This window comes from Tenacibaculum sp. Cn5-46, from assembly GCF_022347705.1.
GTDB lineage: Bacteria > Bacteroidota > Bacteroidia > Flavobacteriales > Flavobacteriaceae > Polaribacter > Polaribacter aiptasiae.
Map to the genome: position 1 here is coordinate 410,778 of NZ_JAKRGD010000002.1, position 20,034 is coordinate 430,811.

Below are 20,034 nucleotides of genomic sequence, written 5' to 3' on the forward strand. Positions count from 1 at the left end.
ATTTAATCTATTGCAAAGAACATTCATTTTTTTAAAATAAACTATTTCCCAACAAAGATTAACAAGTGTGAAGTTTTTGTTCATTTTATATAACATGATAATAATAGTTTAAGCCATTTTTTTACTTTAAACTTCCAAACAATAACCGTAAATTTGCAGCTTCTTAAAAGAGAGACAATGCAATATAATCACCAAGAAATAGAAAAGAGGTGGCAACAGTTTTGGGCAGATAACCAAACATTTAAAGCCAGTAATACGTCAGATAAACCTAAATATTATGTTTTAGACATGTTTCCTTACCCATCAGGAGCAGGACTGCATGTAGGACATCCATTAGGATATATTGCTAGTGATATATATGCACGTTATAAGCGTCATAAAGGATTTAATGTACTGCACCCACAAGGATATGATTCTTTTGGATTACCTGCAGAACAATATGCTATTCAAACAGGACAGCATCCAGCAATAACAACTGAAACGAATATTAAAACGTACCGTCGTCAGTTAGACAATATTGGTTTTTCTTTCGATTGGTCACGTGAGGTTCGTACTTCTAATCCAGAATATTACAAGTGGACACAATGGATTTTTATCCAGTTGTTCAACTCTTGGTATAATAAAGATACAGACAAAGCAGAAGATGTTTCAACTTTAGTTTCAAAATTTGAAACAGAAGGAAATGCAAACATCAATGCAGTTTCAGATGAAGATATTACTGTTTTTTCAGCAGAAGAATGGAAAGATTTTTCAGTAGAAAAACAACAAGAAATATTATTACAATATCGTTTAACATTTTTATCAGATACAGAAGTAAACTGGTGTCCAGCTTTAGGAACAGTACTTGCAAATGATGAAATAGTAAACGGAGTTTCAGAAAGAGGAGGACATCCAGTAGTACGTAAAAAAATGACCCAATGGTCTATGCGTATTTCTGCTTATGCACAACGTTTATTAGATGGTTTACAAAATATAGATTGGCCACAACCATTAAAAGATTCTCAAACAAATTGGATAGGAAGAAGCCAAGGAGCCATGGTTTCTTTTGATGTGGAAAATTATGATGCTAAAATAGATGTGTTTACAACACGTCCTGATACAATTTTTGGAGTAAGTTTTATGACATTAGCTCCAGAGCATGAATTAGTAGCTAAAATAACTACAGACGAACAACGTGAAGCTGTTGAAGCTTATGTCGAAGCAACATCAAAGCGTTCGGAAAGAGATCGTATGGCAGATGTAAAAACTATTTCGGGAGTATTTACAGGAGCCTATGCTTTACATCCATTTACAGGAAAACAAGTGCCAATTTGGATTGGTGATTATGTATTAGCAAGTTACGGTACAGGTGCAGTTATGGCGGTTCCTTGTGGAGATCAACGTGATTATGATTTTGCTAAATACTTTGGGTTAGAGATACCAAATATTTTTGCAGATGTAGATATTTCAGAAAAAGCCAATGATGCTAAAGATGGAATTAAATTAGCAAATTCCGATTTCTTAGATGGTTTAAATTATAAGAAAGGAATGAAAACCATAATCTATGAATTAGAAAAACGCGGTTTTGGTTACGGAAAAATAAACTATCGTTTACGTGATGCGGTATTTAGCCGTCAGCGTTATTGGGGAGAACCATTCCCAGTTTATTATAAGAGTGGAATGCCTCAAATGATTGAAGCAAAACATTTACCAATAGTATTGCCTGAGGTAGAAAAATATTTACCAACAGAAGATGGAAAACCACCATTAGGAAATGCTGAGGTTTGGGCTTGGAATGCAGAAACTGCTGAGGTAGTTAGCAATGATTTAATAGATAATGAAACTATTTTCCCATTAGAACTAAATACAATGCCAGGATGGGCTGGAAGTTCATGGTATTTTAACCGTTACATGGATTCAACAAACGAAGGAGAGTTTGTAAGTAAAGAAGCGGTTGATTATTGGAAAGAAGTAGATTTATACATTGGTGGATCTGAGCATGCAACAGGACACTTATTATATGCACGTTTTTGGCAAAAATTCTTATTCGATAGAGGATTGTTACCAGTTGATGAGTTTGCAAAAAAATTAATCAACCAAGGAATGATTTTAGGAACATCAGCTATTGTCTACAGAATTACTGGAACAGATAAATATGTTTCTAAAAATCTTAAAGGAGAATATGAAACAGATGAAATAAGAGTAGATGTTAAGTTGATTAATACTTCTGATGAATTAAATATTGAAGCCCTTAAAAAATGGCAACCTCAATTTGAAAATGCAGAGTTTGTTTTAGAAGAAGGAAAGTATATTGTAGGTCGTGAGGTAGAAAAAATGTCAAAGCGTTGGTTTAATGTTGTAAATCCTGATGATATTTGTGAAGAATATGGTGCAGATGCATTACGTTTATTTGAAATGTTCTTAGGACCATTAGAACAAACTAAACCTTGGAAAACATCTGGAATTTCAGGAGTGTATTCTTTCTTAAAGAAATTATGGAAATTATACGTGGGAGAGAACGGAATTAATGTTTCTGATACTGAACCAACAAAGGATGAATTAAAAACATTACATAAAACAATTAAGAAGGTAGAGGAAGATATAGAGAACTTCTCTTTCAATACTTCTGTTTCTACTTTTATGATTGCGGTAAATGAATTAACAGCGCAAAAATGTAATAAACGTGCTATTTTAGAACCGTTATTAGTATTAGTTTCTCCATACGCTCCGCATATTTCAGAAGAGTTATGGAATAAGTTAGGACATACAGAATCTATTTCTACAGTAGCATTTCCAAAATTTGAAGCTTCTCATTTAGTAGAGAGTGCTAAGAATTACCCAATTTCATTTAATGGTAAAATGCGTTTTACATTAGAATTACCATTAGATATGAGTAAAGATGAAATAGAAAAAACGGTAATGGCACATGAAAAAACACAAGCACAATTACAAGGAAGAATACCTAAAAAAGTAATTGTAGTACCAGGTAAAATAATCAATATAGTAGGTTAATAAAACCTTTATAACAATAAGAAAACCACAAGCATTTTTTGTTTGTGGTTTTTTATTTTTTAAGTACTTTCACGGAAATATTCAAAAAATTAAAATGAAAAACGTAATTAAACTTGCTGCTATTGTATTAGCTGTTGTTTTTGTAGGATGTTCAGATAGTGATTCTGATAATTTAGGAGGAATTGCAAATACTCCTTTAAAAGGAAAAGTACATGGTATTTCATTTGTAGCTCAAGGAGGAAAAGCATTTGTTAGTGGAAATAACTTAAGTATTAACATAACCAATGTTACAGCAGATTGTAATTCTTCTATTTTAGACTATACTTTGTATGTTTCAACAGATGTAGAAAATAAAGTAGGTAGTACAACTAAAGCGAATGTTGTATTTAATAAAAAAGGAGAAACACCTTTAAATAAATTAAATAGTACAGTTACTGTAGAAAAGTTAACTTCAACAGAAGTTACAGTTAAAATTAAAGCAGATTCTACGGGAGATAATACAGTAGAAGGAACATATACAGTTCCATTTTGTAAATAAAAAACAATCAAATTTAATTAAAGTCATTACTCTTAGTAATGGCTTTTTATTCTTAATAAATAATTATGAAAAAGTTTACTTTCAATAGCTCTTGGCTTTTTGTATTAATCCCAATAGGAATTGTGTTTTTTGTCGTAATGCCTGAAATACAAAAAAAGTATCAAGCATATAATAAACAGCAAACAGAATTACATCAAGAAGTTGTACAATTAGACTCTTTAAGGCAGTTAGAAACCCCAACTAGAAGAGATTTAAATACAATAAGTCGTTTAGAAACCACAGTTCGTATTAAAACGTTAACCTATGGTAAACAACGATACTTATATTATAAGCTTGGCGGAATGCTAGTTGTTTTTGTCTTCATGTTTGGTGGAATGTTTATCTCAAGTTTTTTAGTTAGAAGAAAAAAGAGTTCGCCCAATAACAAAGAAATAATTTTCAATTTTGGCGATTTTACCCAAGATGCAATAGGGCAACAAATATCATGGGAAGCTACAGAAGGTTCTGGTAGTAATTTCTTAAGCGAACACTTAAAGAAAACGAATAAAGGTTATAAAATTAGTTCAAGTTCGTACATGAAGTTTGTGGCTTGGGGATTCTTTTTAGTTGGAGGAAACTTTACTTTATGGTCTTTTGTTGAGTTTTTTGAATTTTCAAAAGAAGCAATGAGTTTTATGCAAGCAGGTAAAATATTTTTTACAACAGGAGGAGTATTTTTATTAGTAGGTGTTTTTCTATTAATCAGTACAGGTGCAAAGGCTTATTTCCATACTCGAAAAAGAAAAATGGTTATTGGAGGCGAAATTATTCCTTTCCAACATGCTTATGCACTTCAAGTACTTGAAAAGTTTATACCAGGAAAATCATCAGGAGGATATTTTTGTTACGAAGCAAACTTGGTAACTAATGATGGTAAACGATTCAATTTATTAAACCATGGAGATAAGCAGTATCTTTTAAGTGATACAGTTAAAATAAGTAAGATTTTCAATGTGCCAGTTTGGAATATGAATGTGCAATAGAATTTATTAAATAAAGTTTTAGTATTTTACACTAAAATTAAAGGGGCATACGTGAATATTTTATCTTGTAGTAAAAATCAAAATTCGAATACTAAATACTTTTCTTCAATTAAAGAAGTACCTAATGAAGTATGGGAAGAATTAGGTTGTACGGATAATATCTATTTTACCCCTAAATACTTAGAGGCATTAGAGCAAAACAATAAAACAATACATTTTGCATACATTATATTGTTTGATACTAATAACAAAGCAATTGCTTTAGCTAATATTCAAATAGTCGACTTTTATTTAGATAGTGTTCAAAACGACATGCAATCTATTGTAGAATGGGTAAAGTGTATGGGGAGAAAGCTCAGAATTATTTCTCCGGAAAAACCATTTAAAGTACTTACTTGTGGTAATACATTTGTAAGTGGAGAGCATGGAGTTTTCATTAAGAATAATCAAAATAAAAAAGAAGTACTTAAGCAAATTGCTAAAGCAGTAGTAAATTATTCAAATGTTAGTGCTAAGAATACAGCTGATGCTTTTATGCTAAAAGATTTTGAAAAAGAATCACTTTATATAACGCATGAGTTGCATGAAGAAGGATATAATTCGTTTAAAGTAGATCCGAACATGGTTCTAGAATTAGATGAGGATTGGAGTTCTATTGAAGATTATTTAGCTGCTTTAAAAACAAAATTTAGAGTAAAAGCAAAAAGAGCATTAAAGTTGAGTAGTCTTTTAAAAGTTGAAGATGTCACAGAAGACAGATTAAAAGACTTGAAGCCAGAAATGAAAGTGTTGTATAAAACAGTATCTACAAAGTCAAGTTTCAATTTAGGAGATTTTAATATAGAAACCTATAGAACTTTAAAAGAAAATTTAGGAGATAACTATTTTTTAAAAGCCTATTGGTTAGAAGATAAACTGGTAGGTTTCTTATCAGGGATTTTTAATAAGAAATCATTGGATGCGCATTTTGTTGGGATTGATTATGGTTATAATAAAGAATATGCTGTATATCAAAGAATGTTGTATGATTATATAAGTTTGGGGATAGATAAAAAAGTAAAGACAATTAATTTTGGAAGAACAGCTAGTGAAATAAAAAGTTCTGTTGGGGCTAAGCCTCAAGATTTAACAATCTATTTACGACATAAGAATACGATACCAAATCGTATTTTGAGTTTGTTTTTAAAAAGAATTCAACCATCAGAGTTTAAACAAAAGTATCCATTCAAAAAGAAAGAATTAAGAGAGCAAGTTAATTTGTAAAAATGAAAAACACACAAGAGTTATTAGATATACTTACTTTAAAAGATATTGGAGACAATAATTTTAATGGAATAAGCAAAGATATTGGAAGTCCAAATGTATTTGGAGGACAAGTATTGGCACAGTCATTAAACGCTGCTTATAGAACCGTTTCAGAAGAACGTGTATTACATTCGTTACATTCATATTTTTTAGAAGCAGGTAATTTAGAAAAGCCTATTACCTATAATGTTCAAGTAATACGAGATGGAGGAAGTTTTTCAACTCGTAGGGTAACAGCACATCAAGAAGATAAAACGATTTTTATATTGGCTTGTTCCTTCCATAAAAAAGAAGAAGGATATGAACATCAAATGCCAATAAAAAAAGATATAAAACAACCAGAAGAATTATATAGCTGGACAGATATGTTAGATCAGTTTGGAGATTTCTTACCTAAAAAGCTAAAAGCATTTTTAAGTATAGAAAGACCCATAGATTTTAAACCTGTACAAATTGCCAATCCTCTCGATATGCAAGATTTACCTCCGGTTGTAGATGTTTGGTTTAAGTTGAAAGGAGATCAAGTAGATTTATCTTTGGCTTTAAAACAACAAATATTAACTTATATATCCGATTATAATATTTTAACAGCTTGTTTAAACCCAAATGCAAGTGTAGCTAATTTTGGAAATACACAAATGGCAAGCTTAGACCATTCCATGTGGTTTTACAGAGATTTTACTTTTGACGATTGGATGCTGTTTTCTATAGAGAGTCCTAATAGCTTTGGAGCTCGTGGTTTTGCTTGTGGCAATATATACACCAGAAAAGGTGAGTTAATTGCTTCAGTGGCTCAAGAAGGCCTAATGAGACCAATGAAGGCGAAATAAAAAGAAGTATAAAAAAATCCCGAGTAAATTTGCTCGGGATTTTTTTGTTTTATAAAGTATCAACTAGATGTTTTTAGTACTTATATGAAACTCTTCGTAAGTTTCTAATAAGCTCATTAAACCAGAAACTAAATCTTGAGTTTCTATCAAAATACTAAAGTATAATGTAGTGTTTTTAGGACTTGTTTCATCAGTTCTAATACGTGCAACTTGCTTTTCAATAGAAGCAGCAACATCTACCAATAACTCTTTCTTTTCGTTAATAATTTGCTCTAAATTATCAAAGCTTCTTTTTTCAAAAGTAGAGCTAATTTCTTCTAATAATTTAGATAGTATATTGTCTATATGTTTAAGGTCTTTTAATTGTCCTTTCTTTAAGTTTTTGTGATTGTTATTAACGTGTTTAAAACTTGCTCTAGAAATATAACTAATAGACTGAGCAACGTCTTGTAAATACCCTAAAACTAAAATGTAAAATCTACTTGCTTGTACAGAAGAATCATCTAACGATTTAATAAAGTAGAATACTCCATCTTTTAAGCCATCAATTTCATCGTTTAATTTTCCTACGTGTTTATCAGTTTTACGTAATTTATTTAAATCGTGATTAGCTAAATCGTTAACTACATTTGTATATAATTTATTAACACGTGTTGCAACTTCAGCAATATGATCAGCGCTTTCTTCAATTACTCCATTAATGGTAATTAATTCAGCTCTTTCAATATGCATTTGCTTTTTTTCTTCTTTAGATTTCTTTCTGTGAATTAAAGTATTTCTTCCTATTAATAGTGCAACGACTAATAATAAAACAGGAATCATTACCATATCCCAGCTAATTAAGTAAGCAACTAAAGCTGCGGCAACAAAGGCAGTTAAAGCGGTTAAGAACCAACCTCCAACAACGTTAATTACACCAGCAACTCTATATACAGCACTTTCACGTCCCCAAGCTCTATCAGCTAAAGAAGTACCCATGGCAACCATAAAAGTTACATAAGTAGTAGATAAAGGTAACTTCATAGAAGTAGCTATAGAAATTAAAATACCAGCTACGATTAAGTTTACAGATGCTCTTACTAAATCAAAAGCAGGCATTTCGTATGTTTTGTCTTTAGGCAATTCTATAACAGGTTTCTGAAATTTAGAATCAACAAAAGCTAATGTTTTTTTAGGTACAACAGAAGTTATAACTGTATTTAATCCCATTGCAATTCTAACAACTATTCTAGATAAAGGATTTGGTTGGAATTTTTCATGTCCATCTCCTTGACGTGATAAGTTAATACCTGTTTCAATTACTTTTTTCGCTTTACTTGAAGTCCATAAAGTAACTACCATAATAGCTCCTGCAAATAATAATAGCCATACATTAGAAGGTACTTTTTTTGCTAAGATTCCCATTTTGAAAGCTTCAGGACCTAAATTAGCAGTATTAATTAATGGGTCATTTAATGCTTGATATGAGTTCCATGCTGCAACTGGCACTCCAACAAAGTTTACCAAGTCATTTCCAGAAAAAGCCATAGCTAATGAAAATGTTCCAACTCCAATAATAAGTTTTAAAACATTAAGCTTAAATACACTAATTAAAGCTTGAGATATTAAACTCCAAACAACAAAACTTCCAATAATTATTTCTAAAGTATTTCCTTCAATTAAGTGTTTTACGTCTTTGTAAAACGGAGTTCCTTTCAACCCTTTTATAATTATAAAATAAGTAATAGCAGTAATAGCAAAACCTCCAAAAATGGCGTTAACATAACTAGGTTTTTTCTCAAAATTGAAAGAGTAAATTAAACGAGAAATAAACTGTACAATGGCACCTACAGAAAAGGCTACCACAACGGAGAGTAGTATTCCGTTTATAATTTCTACTGCTTTTTTATGGTTAATGTAATTCCAAATATCAGTTATAGATTGAGCATCGTTTGTAGAAATTTTGATTAAAGAAATACATACTGCAGCTCCTAATAATTCAAATACAATAGATACGGTAGTCGAAGTAGGCATTCCTAGGGAGTTGAAGATATCTAGTAATAAAATATCAGTAATCATAACAGCCATAAATATGAACATGATATCTTGAAACATGAACATATTTGGGTTGAAAATACCTTTACGTGCAACTTCCATCATTCCACTTGAGGTAACAGCTCCCATGAACACACCGATACTAGCTATTATCATTATATTTCTAACCTTAATGGCTTTAGAACCAATAGCAGAATTTAAGAAATTAACAGCATCGTTACTTACTCCAACAACTAAATCGACAATAGCTAAAGCAGCTAAAGCGATAAGCATTAAAATATATGGATCTCCCATTTTTTTGTTTTTGATTAAGATTTGCAAATCTACAAACACTGAGCAGTGTTTGTGTTAGGTTTACGTTATTTTTTTTTAAAAATGAACATCTATTTGTAATCGGTACATTAGCTGATTTGTACTAGTTGTTATATCTAAGTAACTTACATCAGTTTGTACCTTTAATTTATGGCCTGAAATATATTTTGAAAGCCCGATAGTGTATTGATTTTGAGTGTTTTTACTCGTTATTTCTTTACCGAAAGAAACATTGGTATAACGACCAGATAATTCCCAGTTTTTAGGAAATAGATAACCGGTTTGTAAATTTAAGGAGTTTCCAATCTGTACAATATCACCAGTTAAAGAGCCATCTGAGTTTTTTGCAATAGGATCTTTGGCATTTCTATGAGCAAATTCCCCCATAAAAGAGAAGTTTTTATACTTAAATATTGCATCTAAAAAGTAGGTCGTAATATCTGTTTCGTAAAAGCCAGTATCATTTTTCATATATGCTCCTAAATTACTTCTATTTTTTACAGCGTTGTCATTAAAATCATAGCTCATACCTATAGCAAGTTTAGGTTTATTTTCTCTAAAAAGACTACCACCTATGAAATGACCATTTTTAGTGAATTTTCCAAAAGGAAATAGTTCTAAATGAGCTGTATATTGATAACCACCAATGTTACCAGTTGTAACATTACGTCCTTCTCCTTGTGAAAAAGCAAAGGTCTCTTTAATAATAAAGTTTTCAGAAATATGAAATTGGTGTCTTAATTGAAATCCTAAATCACGGTCAATATTAAATACAGCATTTAACAAAGAACGATCAACAAATTGCATATTTCCAGAGGAAATTATACGTTCCCTATTTCCTGGTAATTTTGCTTGACCAACCCATAATTCGAAATTTTGATAAAAGTTCCATTTAACAACAGCATCTAAAATATATCTTGGAGCGTTGTTTGTAAATTCTGAAGCTCCACCAATATCTGAATTAGAAAAGCCTAATTCTAATTTGTACTTTAACTTTGGAGAAAATGCAAATCCTTTTAAATTTAAACGAGCTCTTCTTATTTTAAATGCAGATGAATTATTAGAAAGACCATCAGAGTTTGAATCCCATTTAGCAGTGGTTAAAAATTGCATTCTTGCTGAAGCATTCATAGACCAAGTACTGTCTTTTCCAATTAGGTTAAATAAACCATTTCCAAATTTTGGAGCATTTGATTTTTGAGAGTGCATACTTAATGTCATAAGCATACCAAAGATGATAAATAGTTTCTCTAATTTCATTAATTTTATATAATTCGACTCCATTGGTCGTAAAAAGCTGGCAATACTAATATAAATATAGGATATATTAAAATTTTAAATATAATGAGACAAGTTTTCAGGACCTTCCAAAATAGTCCTTGAAATTTGCATAGTACCATCTTCATTGGTAACTACATGCCATTTAATAAGAGTAATTTGCTGATTTTCTATTTCAAGTCCAGTAATACATCTTGGGTGTACACAACTTCCATCGTTAAAATGAGGTAATTCATTTGGAGAAGGAAATCTAGGACGATGCGTATGACCAGTTACAATCATTTGATTGTTATTCTTTTGAATCCACTCTTCTAAACGACTTTCAACTTTTATAAGTTCTTTGAAGTTTTTTGCAGGACTTGTCGGATCATCTATTCCTATTAATTGTAATGGACGCCAGAGTATTTTAACTAAGAACCTACTCAGTTTCCAAAAGTTATAATTAAACCAATCGGCTTGATGCCCATGTAATAAGAAAATAGATTTTCCATCTTCTTGTTCTAGCCTTATTGCTTCAGAAAAAGAAGCGTTTTTTAGAAGTTCTTTATTTTTTCCATCAACAGTATCGTAGTAATAGTCTAAATTCTTAGCAACTTTTTTTGGATTTCTATAATCCATATCGTGATTCCCCCAAATAAAATGCAAATGATTTTTTTTATGAAACTCTCTTAAAAGTAAGTACACATCTTTATTAGCATTAAAAATGTTAGCAAATTTATTTTCCCAAAGCTCATCTCCATCACCTAGCTCTATATATGTAAAGTCTTTTTGTAAATATTGTGACAATGCATAATGAAATATTTTTCTATTGTGGGAAAAGTCGTCTGCAAAACTATTATCACCTCTATGACAATCTGAAAATAATACATATTTTGATTGTTCAGTTAATTCTAATTTCTTGGCATTTTTAAAAGCTCTAGTTATTCTGCTATTAGAAGACATTACTTACTTATAAATATTATAGAATATGAATATGCTAAAGTAAATGTTTTATAGAATATTAATTGATTCGATGTTTTTAAATAATTGAATATTAGTATCCTGGAATAATATTTTTCATTTTAAAATGTTTTTTGATGCTGATTTTAAGTAACTTAGATATTGTTATAAGCATAAGCTTATTTCTAAGTATAATTAATTTAACCCCCCGTAAAAATGAAAAAAACATACTTATTAATTCCGTTATTATTGTTATGTATTCAAGTTTCTAACATTTATAGTCAAGAAAAAATGTTTTATGGAACTATTGAAACCCCTAATGCCTTAGAACTAAAAAAAATTGCTCCAAAGGATATTAAAATTATTTCTTCTTTAAATGGATTTAGTGCTGTGAAGTTAGGAAACAAAGCCGCAGAAAAATTGCATCATATGATTTTAACTCATGGTCCAGGATTTATTTATGAATCGTCAGAAGCAGAAGCAATTAAAACTATTAGAAAATTAGCTCAAAGAGGTAAGAGTTTAAAAAAAGCTAGTTATAGTATTTCAGAAAACCAAAAAGTAAACCAAGCAATTGGATTGGTAAATAATACTAATATAGCGAATCAAATTGTTGAGTTAGAAAATTATGGTACCAGGTATCATACGACGCAGAAAGCCAATCAATCTGTTTTAGATTTAAAACAAAAATGGGAAACAATGGCAAATGGAAGAGCTGATGTTTCAGTAAAATTAGTGAACCATAACAGTACTACAATGCCTTCCCTTATTATGACAATTGAAGGAAAAGATATTCCTAATGAGTTTGTTATTTTAGGTGGACATATAGATTCTGTAAGCCCTGAGAGAGAAACGAATGCTCCAGGAGCTGATGATAATGCTTCTGGAATAGCAACAATTACTGAAGTAGCAAGAGTACTTTTAGAAATGAATTTTAAACCTCAAAGGACTATTGAGTTTATGGCATATGCCGCAGAAGAAGTTGGTTTGAGGGGTTCTAAAGAAATTGCACAAGACTATAAAAGTAGAAACGTCAATGTAATTTCATATGTTCAGTTTGATATGACAAACTATAAAGGATCACCCAAAGATGTTTATATCTCAGATGATAGTTATAATAGTAGTGCTTTAAATTCTTTTTTAGCTCAATTAATGGATACATATAACTCATCAGGTAATCATCAATTTACTTATGATTATACACGTTGTAATTATGGTTGCTCAGATCATTACAGTTGGGCACAGCAAGGTTATGATGCGGCATTTCCTTTTGAAGCATCTTTTAGTGGTTCCAACCCATATATTCATACTGTAAATGATACGTTTAATAGATCTGTTACACCAAATGCAACACACGCAGCAAAATTTGCTAAGCTTGGATTGGAATATTTAATTGAAGTTGCTAAAAGTGAAGGGAGTGTAGTTGTACCAACTTATTGTAGTTTAAAAGGAGATAATGTAAATGATGAGTACATACAAAATGTTACTTTAGGAAATATTAATAATAATTCGGATGGTGGAAATGGATATCAGGATTTTACTAGCTTATCTACAGAATTAAATAAAAATAATCAATATACAATTACAGTTACGCCTAAATGGACTGGTACTGTGTATAATGAAGGATATGCTGTTTGGATAGATTATAATCAAGATGCAGATTTTGAAGATCCAGGGGAACAAGTTTGGACTAAAAGTGCATCAAAAGATACTCCAGTTACTGGTTCTTTTACAATTCCAGCTAATGCTAAATTAGGAAAAACTCGAATGAGAGTTGCTATGCGTTATAATGCAATACCTAATCCGTGTGGTTCTTTTAATTATGGAGAAGTAGAAGATTATTCAGTAATTATATCAGAAGCTACACTAGTTAATATTTGTGATGGTATTGCTAATTACGATGCATCGGTAAATTATCAAACAGGGGATAAGGTTGTTTATTCTAATATATTATATGAAAGAACAGCCACTGGATGGAAAAATATAGGAAGTTGTAATAGTAATAAGAGAGAAACAAAAACAAAGAAAAAGGTTTTGGTAAATGATAAAGATGTTATTTTGTTTTCTCCTAATCCTGTAGAAGGTAACTCTTTTAAAATAAAAGTTTTTAATGAACTATGGAAAGATAGAACAGTGAAACTTTATGATTCAAAAGGAAGGTTGCTTAAAGAAGTTTCAATGAGTGTTGAAGAAGAGGTAATTAATATTTCGGATTTATCTACCGGAGTTTATTTTATAACGTTAGATAAAACAGGAAAAAAGTATACACAACAGCTTGTGAAAAAATAGAGATAATCTTATTTAGAAATAAAAAACCCAAGTTTTAAACTTGGGTTTTTAGATTGTATAATAATCAAATATTATCTACTTCCTAATGAAGTAAAGTCATCTTGAGCTTTTACTTCCCATTCTGAGTTAGCAGCATCAGTTCCAGCACTAGCAGACCAGCTAGTGTTACCTTTCACAACTGAAGATTTTCTAACTAACGTGTGGTCTTTAGTAGCGTTTGCAACTCCAGCAACTTCCCATCCAGAACCTGGATCTCCGTTGAAGTCACCTAACCAGTCTAAAACAGTATAACTAGATTCCGATCCGTATACTAATGCATAACCATCATCACCATTACTTAAGTATGTGTGAGTTTGATTTGCTTTAGCTAAGATTGCAGCATCAGCAGAAGGGTGAGCTATAATGTATACACCACCTGGAGCAATTGTAGCACCTGGAGAAAACTCATTCCAAAATTCGTGTTGTCCTACTGTTGAAGGAGCGTTAGAAACACTTGGGAATGCATATTTTGTTAAGTCTACAGTTTCAGTAGAAGGATTGTAGATTTCTAAGTATTTGTTGTTACTAGAACCTTCAGCATATTCAGAGAAGAATAAATCAACAGGTCCAGTTCCACCACCAGTACTTCCACAAGCGTAAGCTTCAGTAAAGTTTACATCAGAAGCATCTCTTATATAAATTTGTGGTCCATTAAAATCAGACATAATACCAGTAATAGAACCTTTTTTATCGCTAACATTAGTTGTAGCAAAAGTAGCATCAGATCTAACATAAGTAGTTAACTCATCAGTACAGTCTGAAGTTAAAAGGTTAGAACCAGAATAAGTTTTAGTAATATCTTTAAATTGAACTCCTTCAATTGTAACTAATTTACTTTCGTAATTTCCAGTTAAAGCTTGTGCAAAAGTAATTACTTCTGGAGCAGGTAAAGTTCCAGCTGTTTTACCAATAATATCTGAGTTTGATAAGTTTAATTGTAATAAACCATTGTACTCACTTAATTTTAATCCACCAACAGCGATTTCTACTTCATCACCAATATTTAAGTTGTAAGCTTCACTAAAACGTAAAGCAATTGCAGCAGATGCATCTTGAGCAAAAGCATTTCTGTTAGAAATATTACTCTTAGCAAGATCAGAAGTAATAACTACTTTGATTTTATAGCTCTCAGTAATTGTAGTTTCACTACCTGTGAATAAAGCTTTAACGTCAGCTAAAGTTTTTAAAGTAGGATTGTTGAAACAACCATATTCTTGAGTAAAATCAACATCTTTAGTATCTCTAATGAATAATTGATAATCACTACTAAATTTATTTAAAATAGCAGTTACACTACCTTTTTTATCAGGAATAGGTAAAGATTTAAAGTCAGAGAAACCACTTGTTCTCATAATGATTGATTCGAAAGTAGCACAGCTTTTGAAAGTTCTGTTTACAGAAAAAGTACTGTTTGGATCAGCATATGTTAATCCTTTTTGCTCAGACTGTAAATCATCAATCTTAACTAAAGTGTTGATGTGATTATCAGTAATTTCTCCAATCTTTAAGTTTGTAGGTACTAAATTAGCTATTTCAGAAGATCTGTCTATGTAATCAATATAGTCAGTATCTTTAATTCTATCAGTACCAGTTCCTGCTGCATTCTTAACACCAATTTGGAAAGTAGTAAAGTACTTGCTTAAAGCTAAACCGTTAAGTTTAATGTATACTTTTCTACCAACGTTGTACATCGCGTTTAAGTTAGTAGCATCGATTCTAACTTCTAAACCAACAGTTGGGTTTTCAATTTTATCTTGAATAATTAAAGTCTTGTAAAAGTTACCAGCTCTATCGTTAGAAATAACATACCCATAAGTATTAATTTCTGTATCTCCAGAAGTTTGGATATACTCGTTAAAATCTAAAACACCTCCAGTATATAAGTCAGTAATTTCTTTTAACGACTTTAAGTTTGTGTATTGTTTATCTTCACCTGCACTAGGGATAACGAAATCACCATCTTTAACACATGATGAAAAAGAAATTGCAACAAATAAAATTGCAAATATTCTATATAAGGTTAAATTTTTCATTTTGTTATGTTGTTTTTATTAAAATCTATAATTTACATTTAAGAAGTAAGTAGTACCTCTACCAAACCAGTACTTGTTTCCAAAAGAAGGAGCACCATTTGCGTTATCGTCTCTTAATTCACGATAATTAGCATTTCTTCCTTGTTCGAAACCACCAGTTTTATATTCTTCACCTAAAATGTTGCTTATGCTAGCAAAAATACTGATGAATTTATTGTTTCCTACTTTCCATGATTTACCTCCAATAGCATTTAAAGTGAAGTAGTCATCAAATTTTTCTTGAGCTAATAATTGTCTTGCTAATACAGGATCGTAATCAGCAAATACTTGTCCGTCAATATCATTTGAGAAGTTATCAGTTCTTCTAATTGGAGATACATCAACGTATGCGTTATCAAAGTAGTTAGCAGTAACACCTACGAACCAATAATCAGGATCTCTATAATCGAATCCAAAAGAGTAAGCTGTTTGTGGACCAGCAGCAACTCTATAATCTTTTAATAAAGCTTTTCTTCTATCAAAAGAGAAACTTGGATCATCAGATTTAGCTACGATATCTGGGTTGTTGTTGTATGTATACTGACCGTAGTTAGCAGCACCTCTTAACTTAATAGTTGGAGTTACTTGAGCTTCAATACCAAATTCAACTCCCATATGACGCTTATCAATTCCTGTTAAAATTTCTTGAATGAAAGCAGAAGAGTTACCATTTAAACCATCAGCAAAGAAGAACGAAATCTCAGTTGCATCTTTAATATCAGTGTAGTAACCTGTTAATTTAGAAGTAATGAATGGAGTTCTTAAAATATAAGAAGCATCGAAAGACATTATTTTCTCACTATCTAAAGAGCTAACATCAGCTACAGTTAAGTTGTTAATTCTTGAATTAGCAAAAGAGTTTCTGATTGTTGGAGCCTTTGTAAGGTATCCTCCGTTGAAGTCTAATAAGTGACGTCCAGAAATTTTATAAGTAGCTCCTGCTTTAGCTCCAAAGTTAAAAAAGTTTAACTTTTCAGATTTACCTAAAGAATTTGTTGGGAAATATCCATTTTGATATAAACCTTCTCTTTGGTGAGATGTGTTATGTGCAGAACCTGCAACATAAAAATCTACTTTGTTATACTTAAATTGTAATTGAGCAAAACCACCATAAACTTGAGACTCTAAGTTGTAGTTGTATTTAAAACGATCTCCTTTAGTAACAAATCTTTCTGGAGTTAAAATATTACTTTGTTGTTGATCAAAGTTAGCTCCAAAGTTATTTACATCTTTATAAAAGTTAGCACCTAACATATCGATGATAGTTGCAAAGTTTTCAGACTTTAATCTACGGTATTCTAAACTAGCGTTTAAAGTAATGTTGTCAGTTAATTCTGAATTAAGAATTGTATTAGCAGTAAATTGCTTATCATCATTTCTGTCTTCATATAAAACAAAACGAGCATCATCTTTATCACCTTCATTACCAAAGTATAAATCATCCCAATTGATTTGTCCATCGTTCTGGAAGTTTGTTAAAGCTTTGTAAGCACCTTCGTAATCTGGTCCATTTGGGTTAGATAAATAATAACTTGGTAATTTTCTATAATATGTAGGGTCTGGATTGTTTCCTCCATTGAAATCTAAACGGCTATTACCTATTTCTCCAAATTGATAAGCAACACCAGTGTTTAATGTAGTAGATTCACCAATGTTCCAGTAGTGGTTTAACATAATAATAGGCTCGTTAACTCTTCTAATACGTGAGTTACGAATTTCACCAGCTTGATATCCCCAATATGAGTTATATTTAATACCTCTTATATCGTATACTTCTTGAGTATGAGGAGCTGCCTTACCTCTTCTATTTTCAGCTTGAATAACAGTTAAGTTTAAACTATGATCGTTATTGATTTGTTTTTCAAGAGAAACAAAAATAGAATGTGCATTATATAAACTTCCATCAACAAAACCTTCTTCAGCATACCTTTTACTACCAGAAGCAGCAATTGCCCATCCGTTTTCTAATAAACCAGAAGCATAAGTTGCCATTAAACGGTGTGTATAACTTCTGTTTGAAGAAGCATAAGAAACTCTACCTCCTTTTCTGTATTCAGAAGCTCTTGTATTAATATTAGTAGAACCTAAAACTCCACCAAATGTATAATTAGAAGGTGTTAAACCTGTACTGAATTCTTGATTACGTAAAACATCGTTTAAACCACCCCAGTTACTCCATTGTGGACGACCGTTATACAATTTGTTCATTTCAATACCATTGATAAGAACTTTACCATTTTCAGAATCTAAACCACGAATTCTGTAAAAAGAAGAACTCCATTCAAAAGCAGCAGTACGTAAATACACATCTCTAGAAGATTGTAATAATCCAGAAATGTTGTCGGCAGCACTGGTATCATCGTTTAACTCATCATCAGTAATAGTGATGGTACTTAAATCTTGATCCTCTGATATATCTTCATACATCATTATAGTACCTAAATCGATTGTCTTACCAGCTAATTGAACAGGGAAGTTTTGGGTTTCAAACCCGCTAAGGGATACAACTACAATTTGTCTTCCGTCTGGTAACCCATTTAATGTAAAAGCACCATTGGCATCAGTAGTACTACTGATATTGGCTTCTTTTACACTTACAGAAACACCTTGTAGAGGTTTTTCAGAATCGCTGTTAATTACGATTCCTTTTACAACGTTCTGCGCATTCATGGCAAATAAGCCAGAGAATACCAACAACATTGTTATCGTAAAATTTCTCATAAATGTTTGTTTATAAAATATTTAAATATGTTAATTCCAACTTGCCAAAAATATGACAAAAGGGATGCAAAATTAGTAAAATTATAATTAGGTTAATGTTAAGTTAACATTATGAATAAGCGGTTTTATATGTTAAAAAATTATTTGGCTTAAAATTTGTTTTATTTTTGCCCCGTAAATTTTATAAAATGAAGAAAATATTATCCCTTTTTATTGTTGCATTAGTAGTTTCAACTTCTTTTGCTCAAAAAGCACCTAAGAAGTTTAAGATAAGAACAGTAGGTTTTTATAACTTAGAGAATCTTTTTGATACAGTTAATGATCCTGAAAAGAATGATGAGGCTAGCCCTATGATGGAAATGGAAGGAAATCGAGAAGAAGTTTATAAAGATAAATTAGAAAAACTTTCTGATGTAATTATTCAATTAGGAGCTGAAAAAGCTAAAACCAGCCCTGCAATTCTAGGAGTTGTTGAGGTTGAGAATAAAAAAGTTTTAGAAGATTTAGTTAATACTGAAAAACTAAAGAAAAAACGTTACGGTATTATTCATTTTGATTCTCCTGATAAGAGAGGAATCGATGTAGCTTTATTATATCAAAAGCGTTATTTCAAGCCAATTCACTTTGAAGCTTTTAATCCTAATATTTATTCAAATAATAGAAAAGTATATACTAGAGATATTCTTTTGGTTTCTGGATATTTAGATGATGAGTTAGTGCATGTAATTGTAAATCACTGGCCATCTCGTAGAGGAGGAGAAGCTAAAAGTAGACCTTTACGTGAAAAAGCTGCTTATAAAGTTACTCAAATAATAGAGAATATTAAGAAAACAGATCCAAACCCAAAAGTGATTATTATGGGTGACTTCAACGACGATCCTATTAACTCTAGTTTTAAAACAGTATTAAAAACAAAAGCTAAAAAGAAGAACGTAAATGAAGGAGATATTTATAATCCATATGAAAACATGTTCCGTCGTGGATTTAATACATTAGGATATAGAGATAATATCAATCTTTTTGATCAAGTTCTTATTTCTTCTCCATTATTAGATAAAGGAGAGAAAGACTTCTCTTCTTTTAAAATGTTTAAATCTGGAATTTTTAATAAAAGATTTTTAACTCAAAAGAAAGGACGTTATAAAGGATATCCGTTTAGAAGTTTCTCTTTTGGTAGATATACAGGAGGATATAGCGATCACTATCCAGTATATATGTACTTAATTAAAGAAAAATAAAATTAAAAGAGCTTGCAATTGCAAGCTCTTTTAATTTTTACATATATCAGCTAAATAACTATTTAAACGAAGTTGAAAAAGTGTACCTTTTAATAAGTCATCAATTTGACCAAGTTCAACTTGAGAAACGGCCATGCTTACTTTTTCTGAAGGTGTTTGTAATAAAATAGACTTACAGTTTTCGCCTTTAATGCAAGTAGAACAATTCCTTTGTAGTTTTGAATCTACTACTTTTTCTAAAAACTCTTCTATTTCATTTTCAGTTAAATGAAAACCAGTATCGTTAAATATTATTTGTGTTAGATTAGAATCCATGCCTTTCCAACGAAAAGAGATTCCAATATTATTATCGTATATTTTTATAACATTTTCCATATTCAAAATTATTATGGAAACAAATATACATTTTATTTAGATTTGGTCTAA

13 protein-coding genes are annotated in these 20,034 nt (G+C 30.9%); 7 read left to right on the top strand and 6 right to left on the bottom strand.

Annotated elements, in window-relative coordinates; all coding sequences use genetic code 11:
• The first annotated feature begins 177 nt into the window (after window positions 1-177).
• The 5 genes from leuS (at window position 178) to MHN29_RS05840 (ending at window position 6,686) form a co-directional block, all read left to right on the top strand.
• Complete coding sequence (gene leuS, locus MHN29_RS05820) at window positions 178-2,991, top strand: leucine--tRNA ligase (protein ID WP_235274293.1); 2,814 nt, start codon at window positions 178-180, stop codon at window positions 2,989-2,991.
• 94 nt (window positions 2,992-3,085) lie between these two features.
• Window positions 3,086-3,529: a hypothetical protein gene (locus MHN29_RS05825; RefSeq protein WP_235274292.1), complete on the top strand. Its 444-nt coding sequence runs from the start codon at window positions 3,086-3,088 to the stop codon at window positions 3,527-3,529.
• 65 nt (window positions 3,530-3,594) lie between these two features.
• A complete protein-coding gene (locus MHN29_RS05830; RefSeq protein WP_235274291.1) occupies window positions 3,595-4,551 on the top strand; it encodes a hypothetical protein in 957 nt (318 codons plus the stop codon).
• Window positions 4,552-4,602: 51 nt separating this feature from the next.
• Window positions 4,603-5,814, top strand: a complete 1,212-nt coding sequence (locus MHN29_RS05835; RefSeq protein ID WP_235274290.1) for a GNAT family N-acetyltransferase — start codon at window positions 4,603-4,605, stop codon at window positions 5,812-5,814.
• A 2-nt stretch (window positions 5,815-5,816) separates the two neighbouring features.
• Window positions 5,817-6,686, top strand: coding sequence for an acyl-CoA thioesterase II (locus MHN29_RS05840; RefSeq protein ID WP_235274289.1), 870 nt, complete (start codon window positions 5,817-5,819; stop codon window positions 6,684-6,686).
• 63 nt (window positions 6,687-6,749) lie between these two features.
• Here the strand turns inward: MHN29_RS05840 and MHN29_RS05845 are convergent, their stop codons facing one another.
• The 3 genes from MHN29_RS05845 to MHN29_RS05855 all read right to left on the bottom strand — a co-directional run bounded on the left by MHN29_RS05845 (window position 6,750) and on the right by MHN29_RS05855 (window position 11,252).
• A complete protein-coding gene (locus tag MHN29_RS05845) occupies window positions 6,750-9,014 on the bottom strand; it encodes an inorganic phosphate transporter (RefSeq protein ID WP_235274288.1) in 2,265 nt (754 codons plus the stop codon).
• Between the two features lie 75 nt (window positions 9,015-9,089).
• On the bottom strand, window positions 9,090-10,292 hold the full coding sequence (locus tag MHN29_RS05850; protein ID WP_235274287.1) for a porin: 1,203 nt from the start codon (window positions 10,290-10,292) through the stop codon (window positions 9,090-9,092).
• Window positions 10,293-10,367: 75 nt separating this feature from the next.
• Entirely contained in the window at window positions 10,368-11,252 is an 885-nt protein-coding gene (locus MHN29_RS05855) for a metallophosphoesterase (protein ID WP_150898337.1), read from the bottom strand.
• Between the two features lie 213 nt (window positions 11,253-11,465).
• On the opposite strand from MHN29_RS05855, the gene MHN29_RS05860 reads away from it, so the two are divergent.
• Window positions 11,466-13,538 carry a M20/M25/M40 family metallo-hydrolase gene (locus MHN29_RS05860; protein WP_235274286.1) on the top strand — a complete coding sequence of 691 codons (2,073 nt, stop codon included), beginning with the start codon at window positions 11,466-11,468 and terminating at the stop codon, window positions 13,536-13,538.
• A 71-nt stretch (window positions 13,539-13,609) separates the two neighbouring features.
• Here MHN29_RS05860 and MHN29_RS05865 read toward each other — a convergent pair whose 3' ends face one another.
• The gene (locus MHN29_RS05865; protein WP_235274285.1) at window positions 13,610-15,610 is read right to left on the bottom strand and encodes a DUF5689 domain-containing protein; all 2,001 of its coding nucleotides are present in this window, start codon (window positions 15,608-15,610) and stop codon (window positions 13,610-13,612) included.
• An 18-nt stretch (window positions 15,611-15,628) separates the two neighbouring features.
• Window positions 15,629-18,370, bottom strand: coding sequence for a TonB-dependent receptor (locus MHN29_RS05870; protein ID WP_235274284.1), 2,742 nt, complete (start codon window positions 18,368-18,370; stop codon window positions 15,629-15,631).
• A 188-nt stretch (window positions 18,371-18,558) separates the two neighbouring features.
• Between MHN29_RS05870 and MHN29_RS05875 the strand changes: the two genes are divergently transcribed.
• Window positions 18,559-19,608: an endonuclease/exonuclease/phosphatase family protein gene (locus MHN29_RS05875; RefSeq protein ID WP_235274283.1), complete on the top strand. Its 1,050-nt coding sequence runs from the start codon at window positions 18,559-18,561 to the stop codon at window positions 19,606-19,608.
• Between the two features lie 30 nt (window positions 19,609-19,638).
• On the opposite strand, the gene MHN29_RS05880 is transcribed toward MHN29_RS05875, so the two are convergent.
• On the bottom strand, window positions 19,639-19,983 hold the full coding sequence (locus tag MHN29_RS05880; RefSeq protein ID WP_150898342.1) for a hypothetical protein: 345 nt from the start codon (window positions 19,981-19,983) through the stop codon (window positions 19,639-19,641).
• Between the last annotated feature and the right edge of the window lie 51 nt (window positions 19,984-20,034).